This is a genomic window from Candidatus Methylomirabilota bacterium (assembly GCA_035936835.1).
Classification (GTDB): Bacteria; Methylomirabilota; Methylomirabilia; order Rokubacteriales; family CSP1-6; genus AR37.
Genome location: DASYVT010000034.1, coordinates 23044 through 29894, shown reverse-complemented (window position 1 = coordinate 29894; position 6851 = coordinate 23044). Strand labels below are relative to the sequence as shown.

At 67.6% G+C, this 6851-nt stretch carries 7 protein-coding genes; all 7 read right to left on the bottom strand.

The genetic code is table 11. The annotated features are described in order from the left end of the window. On the bottom strand, nucleotides 1–828 hold an 828-nt coding region (locus VGV06_03380), incomplete at its 3' end, for a thiamine pyrophosphate-dependent enzyme (GenBank protein HEV2054198.1). 73 nt (nucleotides 829–901) lie between these two features. Next, a complete protein-coding gene (locus VGV06_03375) occupies nucleotides 902–2140 on the bottom strand; it encodes a pyruvate ferredoxin oxidoreductase (GenBank protein HEV2054197.1) in 1239 nt (412 codons plus the stop codon). A gap of 18 nt (nucleotides 2141–2158) precedes the next feature. After that, nucleotides 2159–3367, bottom strand: coding sequence for a 4Fe-4S dicluster-binding protein (locus VGV06_03370; protein ID HEV2054196.1), 1209 nt, complete (start codon nucleotides 3365–3367; stop codon nucleotides 2159–2161). Nucleotides 3368–3506: 139 nt separating this feature from the next. Then, a complete protein-coding gene (pdxT, locus tag VGV06_03365) occupies nucleotides 3507–4088 on the bottom strand; it encodes a pyridoxal 5'-phosphate synthase glutaminase subunit PdxT (protein HEV2054195.1) in 582 nt (193 codons plus the stop codon). A 53-nt stretch (nucleotides 4089–4141) separates the two neighbouring features. Next, entirely contained in the window at nucleotides 4142–5023 is an 882-nt protein-coding gene (gene pdxS, locus VGV06_03360; protein HEV2054194.1) for a pyridoxal 5'-phosphate synthase lyase subunit PdxS, read from the bottom strand. A 14-nt stretch (nucleotides 5024–5037) separates the two neighbouring features. After that, a complete protein-coding gene (locus tag VGV06_03355; protein ID HEV2054193.1) occupies nucleotides 5038–5685 on the bottom strand; it encodes a GNAT family protein in 648 nt (215 codons plus the stop codon). Continuing rightward, nucleotides 5685–6848: a PLP-dependent aspartate aminotransferase family protein gene (locus VGV06_03350; GenBank protein HEV2054192.1), complete on the bottom strand. Its 1164-nt coding sequence runs from the start codon at nucleotides 6846–6848 to the stop codon at nucleotides 5685–5687. The genes VGV06_03355 and VGV06_03350 overlap by 1 nt, the downstream gene beginning before the upstream one ends. Nucleotides 6849–6851 lie beyond the last annotated feature (3 nt).

The following is a 6851-nucleotide window of genomic DNA, read 5'->3' as shown; positions in this document are numbered from 1 at the left end:
GGTCTTGCCGTAGTGACGCACCACCCCGTCCTCGACCTCGTAGAGCGGGAAGACGCCGGTCTCCACCGCCAGCTCGCCCAGCTCGTGGGAGAGCATCGGGTCGTAGTCCCAGCCCTTCGGGCAGGGATCGAGCGAGTGGATGAAGGTCGGCCCGCCGATGGTCAGGGCCTTACGGACCTTGTTCATCATCTCGACGGCGTACGAAGCACATACCGTGGCCACGTACCGGCATTCGGTGTGACCGGCGGCCAGCATGCCCGCGGTGTTCTTCTTCCAGCGGGTGTGGATGAGGCGCTTGACCGAGCCGGGTGGGCTGAAGGTGGTGTTGGCGCCGTAGGGCGTGGAGCCCGAGAGCTGGATGTCGGTGTTGGCGTACGACTCGTTGTCGTACATGAGAATGAGAACGTTGTAGTCGGGGTGCGTCAGCGTCGCGGAGATCGCCGACAAGCCCATGTCCGCCCCGCCGCCGTCGCCGCAGAAGGCGATGACGTTGATGGGCTCGGCCTTCATCTTGCCCTTCGTCATGAGCGCCTTGAGGCCCGCGGCCGTGCCGAGCGCCGCCGAGCCCGAGGAACCCAGCTGCGTGTGCATCCACGGCACCACCCACGGAGTCGTGTAGTACGTCGTGTTGGCGACGTACATGCAGCCCGTCGCGCCCAGGACGATGGTCCGCGGCCCCGCCGCCTTGACCATGAGCTTCATCACGAGCGCCGACTCACACCCCTGGCAGGTGCGATGGCCCGACGTGAAGTACTCTTCGAGGGTAACCTTCTTAACCCCCCGGAAAGGCTCGAGGATCTGCGTCGCGTTTGTGAACGTTTCCGCCATGTCGCTCTCTCCTTATTCGCTCGCCTCGGACGGCGGGGCCCCAGCCCCGCGACGTCCTGCAGCTCGCACTACACTATTCTCTGACGCCCAGCCACTGGGTTTTGAGCGGAGACTTGCCTGACTTCGCCGCCTCGAAGCAGAGGTCGGTGACCTTGTAGACGTCTTCCAGCGTCACCTCGCGGCCGCCCAGACCGCAGATGAAGGACAGGAGCGGCGGTCGCTTCTCGGCGTTGTACATGGCCGCCCGGATCTCGTTGGCGACCACGCCCGAGCCGAAGGGCGAGCCGAAGGAGTAGTCGCGATCGATGACGCCGATGGCCTTGGCCGGCTGGAGCGCGGCCACTATCTTCTCTGTCGGGAAGGGCCGGAACCACCGCGGCCGGATGAGACCCACCTTGATCCCTTTGGCCCGCATGTTGCGAATGCCGACCTTGAACGGCAGCGAGATCGTGCCCATGCCCATCAGGATGACGTCGGCGTCCTCGGTCATGTACTCCTCGAACCACGGGTTCTCGGGGCCGCGGCCGAAGATGCGGCGGAAATCCGCGTAGGCCTCCTCGATCACCGTGTAGGCGCGGTTCATCGCCTCGTTGTTCTGGCGCCTGATCTCGATGACCCAGTCCTCGTTGGCCTGGGGCGCGACCGTGATCGGGTTGTCTGGGTGCAGCTGCAGATCGCCGCGGTTGTAGGGCGGCAGGAACTTGTCCACCTTGGCCCTGGTCGGCACCTGCACGATCGTCTGCGAGTGGGTCAGAAAGGCGCCGTCGGCCGAGATCGCGATCGGCAGGAAGACGCGCCGGTCCTCGGCGATGCGGTAGGCAAGGAGCGTGGTGTCGAGCATCTCCTGCGCCGTGTCCACCCAGATCAGCATCCAGCCCAGGTCGCGCACGGACAGCGCGTCGTTGTGCTCGACGCCGAAGGCGCCCGGGTCGTCGAGCGCCCGGTTGCCGACCATGGCGACCATGGGGACGCGAAGCGGCGGCGTCACCGTCAGGCACTCCATGGCGTACATCCAGCCCACGCCCGAGGAGCCGCAGAAGACGCGCGCGCCCACGGTCGAGGCGTGCTTGACTATCTCGAACTGGCTGTGCTCCCCCTCGGCCACGATGTACTCGGCCACCAGGAGGCCGTTGGCGATCTTCTTCGCGATGGCCTGCATGACGGTGTCGTAGGGGCGGATCGGATAGGCCGTCACCACGTCGATGTCGGCCAGTGTCAGCGCTTCGGCGCAGGCCTCGCTGCCGGAGATGAGCATCTCGCGGTCATCGGACGCCTCCTTGCTCGCCGCTGGTGTCTTGGTCTCCACTGCCATTGGGATGTCCTCCCCGCCTCAGCGCTGCTTGCCCGCGGCGTTCTCGCCCGGGATGCCCGCCGTGATGTCGATGCCGCCCTGGTCCAGGTCCTGCTCGATCTCCTGGTCATATTGCCCGCGGAAGCGGAAGCCGTGCGAGCGCGTGATGTGCTCCTTCGAGTGGATCTTGTTGGTCATCCAGGTCTGGTACGCGCCCTTGTCCTTGCGCCACATCTCCCACTGGCTGGCGTTGTCCTCGAAAGCCGCCTCGCTGACCATGGTGACGCATTCCTTCGCGGGACAGACCGCCTCGCAGACCCCGCAGCCGCAGCAGGACTCCATGTTGGCGTCATAGAGACCCTCGGGCGTCACGTCGAAGCAGGAGTCGGGGCACTGGATCCAGCAGAGCGTGCACTTCACGCACTTGTCGAAGTCGATGACCGGGCGCATGGTGCGCGTCGTGAATTTCTTGAAGTAGGGGTTGCGCTCGGGCACGTAGCCCTTGCCGCCCTCCATGGGCTTGCCGAGCGGGATGGCCGGGATCGTGACACCCTCGCGCATCTCCCACCACTTGGGCTTCTCGAAGGAGAACGGCGTCTCCCCGTTGCCCTCGGTGCTCTTGACCGGGCGCGTCTCGAGCCGGTCATGGGCCTTGCGTGCGGACGCCACCTTCAGCTCGGAGCCCCACTCGGCCTCCTGGATCGCGGCGCAGACGGCGTCGAGCGAGAGGAAGCCCGGCTGGAGCTTGGCGAGGGCGCCCAGGATCCGCGCCTCCGTATGATCCTCTTTGTAGACCCACAGGCCGGAAAAAGACGCCTTGGCGGGAATCAGCGCCAGGCTGTAGGGCGTCTCCTTCTTGTGGATGTCCTTGAGCAGTTCCGCGGGACTCTGGAGCGACGTCATCAGCACCGTGCCGTTCGGGACGGTCAGCCGGTTGATGGGCTGCAGCCCGTACCACGCCCACGACTCGACGCCCTTGGACAGGGTGTCGTCGACACAGATCGTGACGTCGACCTCCTTGGGCTCGTAGCGCGCCATGTTCTGCTCGAGCTCTTCCTGGGTGTCCGCGACGATGGCAAAGTCCTTGGCGGGAATGCCATTGCGCTGGGGGCTGTCGCCGTAGCGGCCGAAGGCGATGCCCCACCTGCCGGCTTTGCGCGACGAGAGAACGATGCCGCGGCAGATCCGCGCGGCGAGGTTCTTCTGGAAGATACCGCGGTAGACAACCTCACACGTGAAGTGCGCCATCGCTCCTCCTCGAGCTCGATTGGGGCCGGGCCTGCCGCCCGGTGCCGCCGCAGGGTTGGTCCGGTGGTCAGACCAGACTATGCGCCCTGTGGGCGGAGGCTGTCAATCCGGAAGTGCCGGGGTTCTGGCGAGACAGGGCCTACCCTGCGGCCTGCCGGACCATGGAGGCGAAGTAGCGGTGCACAGCCTGGTCATCGGTCAGCTCGGGGTGGAAGGCGGCGACCAGCACCGTGCCCTGGCGGGCCATGACGCACTGCCCCTGATGCATTACGAGCGGTGTGACGACCGGGCCCAGCCTGCGGATCCGGGGCGCGCGGATGAAGATCATCTTGAGAGGCCGGGGGCCCTGCCCCAGGTCGGCCTGCCCCTCCATCTCGAAGCTCTCCTTCTGCCGGCCGTAGGCGTTGCGCTCGGCCGTGATGTCGATGAGCCCGAGCGACGGCTGCTTCGGGCTCTCTACCTCGCGCGCGAGGAGGATCAGCCCCGCGCAGGTGCCGAAGATGGGCTTGCCCGCGGCGTGGAACTTCTCGAGCGCCGGGACGAAGTCCCACTCGTCGAGGAGCTTGAGCAGCGTGGTGCTCTCACCCCCGGGCATGATGAGCCCGTCCACCTGCTCGAGCTGGCGCGGCAGCCTCACCTCGACCGACTCGTGGCCGATCCGGGCGAGCGCCTTCCCGTGCAGGTCGAAGTCGCCCTGGAGGGCGAGAACCCCGATGGTCATGCACGCGCCCCGGTGTTGGGGATGCCCATCATTCGATTACCAGTCACGGGCGCCTACCAGCCGCGGGTCTGGAACAGGTCGGACTCCTTGAGCTTGGAGGTCTCGATGCCGGGCATGGCGTCGCCCAGGTCTTCGGAGACCTTGGCCAGGATGTCGGCGTCCTTGAAGTGGGTGGTCGCCTGCACGGTGGCCTTGGCGCGCGCCGCCGGATCGGCTGACTTGAAGATGCCGGAGCCGACGAAGACGGCCTCGGCGCCCAGCTGCATCATGAGCGCCGCGTCGGCCGGCGTCGCGATGCCGCCGGCCGAGAAATTGGGCACCGGCAGCTTGCCGTGCTCGGCAACCCACCGCAGCAGCTCGTAGGGCGCGCCGAGATTCTTGGCCTCGGTCATCAGCTCCTCCGGCGCGAGCGCCTTGAGCCGCTTGATCCCGGAGATGACAGCCCGCATGTGGCGGACGGCCTCGACGATGTTGCCCGAACCGGCCTCGCCCTTGGTGCGAATCATGGCCGCGCCTTCGCCGATGCGCCTGAGCGCCTCGCCCAGGTCACGGCAGCCACAGACGAAGGGCACCTTGAAGGCGAACTTGTCCACGTGGAAGTGCTCGTCGGCGGGGGTCAGCACCTCGGACTCGTCGATGAAGTCCACGCCCAATGACTCGAGAATCTGCGCCTCGACGAAGTGGCCGATGCGGCACTTGGCCATGACCGGGATGGACACCGTCTGCTGGATCTCCTTGATCTTCTTCACGGGCGACATGCGCGCCACGCCGCCATCCTTGCGGATGTCCGACGGGACGCGCTCGAGCGCCATCACCGCCACGGCGCCCGCGTCCTCCGCGATCTTGGCCTGCTCGGCGTTCGTCACGTCCATGATCACGCCGCCCTTGAGCATCTCCGCCAGCCCGACCTTGAGCCTCATCGTCCCGAGCTCCATGCGAGTGTCTCCTTTCACTGGTTCAGTCGTGAGTGAAGCTGCGTCTTGACCGCCGGCCACTCGTTCTCCAGGATCGAGAAGGCCGCCGTGTCGCGAATTCCGCCATCGGAGGCGGGGCGCGCCGTCCGCAGGACGCCGTCGAAGCGCGCGCCCAGCCTCAGAATCGCGCGGCGCGAGCGCTCGTTGCGCGCGTCGGTCATGAGGCTCACGCGGTGGACCCGCCACGTTTCGAAGGCGTGGGCGAGCATCAGCAGCTTCGCCTCGGTGTTGACCGGCGTCCGCTGGACGTCCACGGCCAGCCAGGTCCAGCCGATTTCAACCGCGTCGGGCACGTCCTGGCCGCGCTGGTTCGCGCTGCCCGGCGGCCACGCCCAGAACTCGATGTTGCCGAAGCGCGTGCTGCCGACCACGCGGCCCGTCGCCTTCGCGACTGTCGCGAAGGGCAGCGCCCGGCCCGCCTCCTGATCCCGCAGGGCCGCCTCGATGTAGCCAGCCATGGAAGGCTCGTCGGCCGGCACGGTGGTGAAGCCGTAGGTCTGGCGCGGGCCGCTCGCTGCGGCGAGCAGGTCCCGAGCATGATCGACGCCCAACGGCTCGAGCCGCACGTGCCGGCCCTCGAGCACCACAGGCCGCACCAGGGTCGCGCGCTCGGTCGCCAGCATCAGGCAAGGGCCTCTTTCGCGTCGCTGATCAGGTCCTCGACCTTCTCAAGACCGACGGAGATCCGAATGAGCCCGGCGCCGATGCCCATCTCAGCCTTCGTCTCATCGGACACGCGTCGGTGGGACGTCCGCGCGGGGTACGTCCAGGTGGTCGCCACGTCGGCAAAGCTCGGGGCGAACTCCATGAGTCGGGAGCGCTGCATGAAGCCCTCGACGGCCACCGCCCCGCCCTTGAGGTCCACGGACAGAATGGCCCCAGCCGCGCCGGGCATCAGGCGCTTGGCGAGCGCGCGCTGCGGGTGCGAGTCGAGCCCCGGATAGTACACGCGCTTCACGGCCGGGCGGGTTTCGAGGAAGCGGGCCAGCGCGAGCGCATTGGCCGACTGCCGTTCGACGCGCACGCTCAACGTCCGGACCCCGCGAGTCGCGAGCCAGGCGTCGAAGGGCCCGAGGTTCGTGCCCGAGCGAATCATCGCGGCGCGGACGCGATCCATAGCCGCCTTGCGCCCCAGCACCATGCCGCCGGTGACATCACCGTGCCCCGAGATGAACTTGGTCAGGCTGTGCATGACGATGGTTGCCCCGTGCTCGAGTGGGCGCATTACGGCGGGCGAGGCCAGGGAGGAGTCCACGATCAGCTCGATTCCCCGCTCCGCGAGGTGCGGCGCCACGGCCTCGAGGTCGACCAGGCGAAGGAGCGGGTTCGAGAGCGACTCGACGAACACCGCGCGGGTATTCGGCCGGAGGGCCGCCAGCAGGGCCGCGGGCTCGGTGGCGTCGACGAACACGGTCTCGATGCCGAGCCGGCGCCCTTCGTCATCCAGGAACGCCGTGGTCGAGCCATAGAGATCGCGCGCCGCCACGATGTGATCGCCCGCCGCGAAAAGCCCGAAGAGCAGCGCCGTCGTTGCGCCCATGCCCGAGGCGCAGGCGCAGGCCGCCTCGGCGCCCTCTAGCGCGGCCACGAGATCCTCCAACATGGTGTGGTTCGCCGTGCCGTAGCGTCCGTAGACGAAGCCGGGCTTCTTGCCCTCCCACACCGACTCGACCGTGTCCATGTCCTCGAAGACGTAGACGTTGGTCTGGTAGATCGGCGGCGTGAGCGGCCGGCTGGCGGACGGAACGTCGCGGCCTCCACGGGCTGCCAGGGTTTCGAAATCCACGCG

Bases quoted from the DNA above. Each gene is read 5' to 3' on its own strand.
- VGV06_03375 (HEV2054197.1), bottom strand. From the start codon at position 2,140: ATGGCAGTGGAGACCAAGACACCAGCGGCGAGCAAGGAGGCGTCCGAT.
- VGV06_03370 (HEV2054196.1), bottom strand. From the start codon at position 3,367: ATGGCGCACTTCACGTGTGAGGTTGTCTACCGCGGTATCTTCCAGAAG.
- pdxT (HEV2054195.1), bottom strand. From the start codon at position 4,088: ATGACCATCGGGGTTCTCGCCCTCCAGGGCGACTTCGACCTGCACGGG.
- pdxS (HEV2054194.1), bottom strand. From the start codon at position 5,023: ATGGAGCTCGGGACGATGAGGCTCAAGGTCGGGCTGGCGGAGATGCTC.
- VGV06_03355 (HEV2054193.1), bottom strand. From the start codon at position 5,685: ATGCTGGCGACCGAGCGCGCGACCCTGGTGCGGCCTGTGGTGCTCGAG.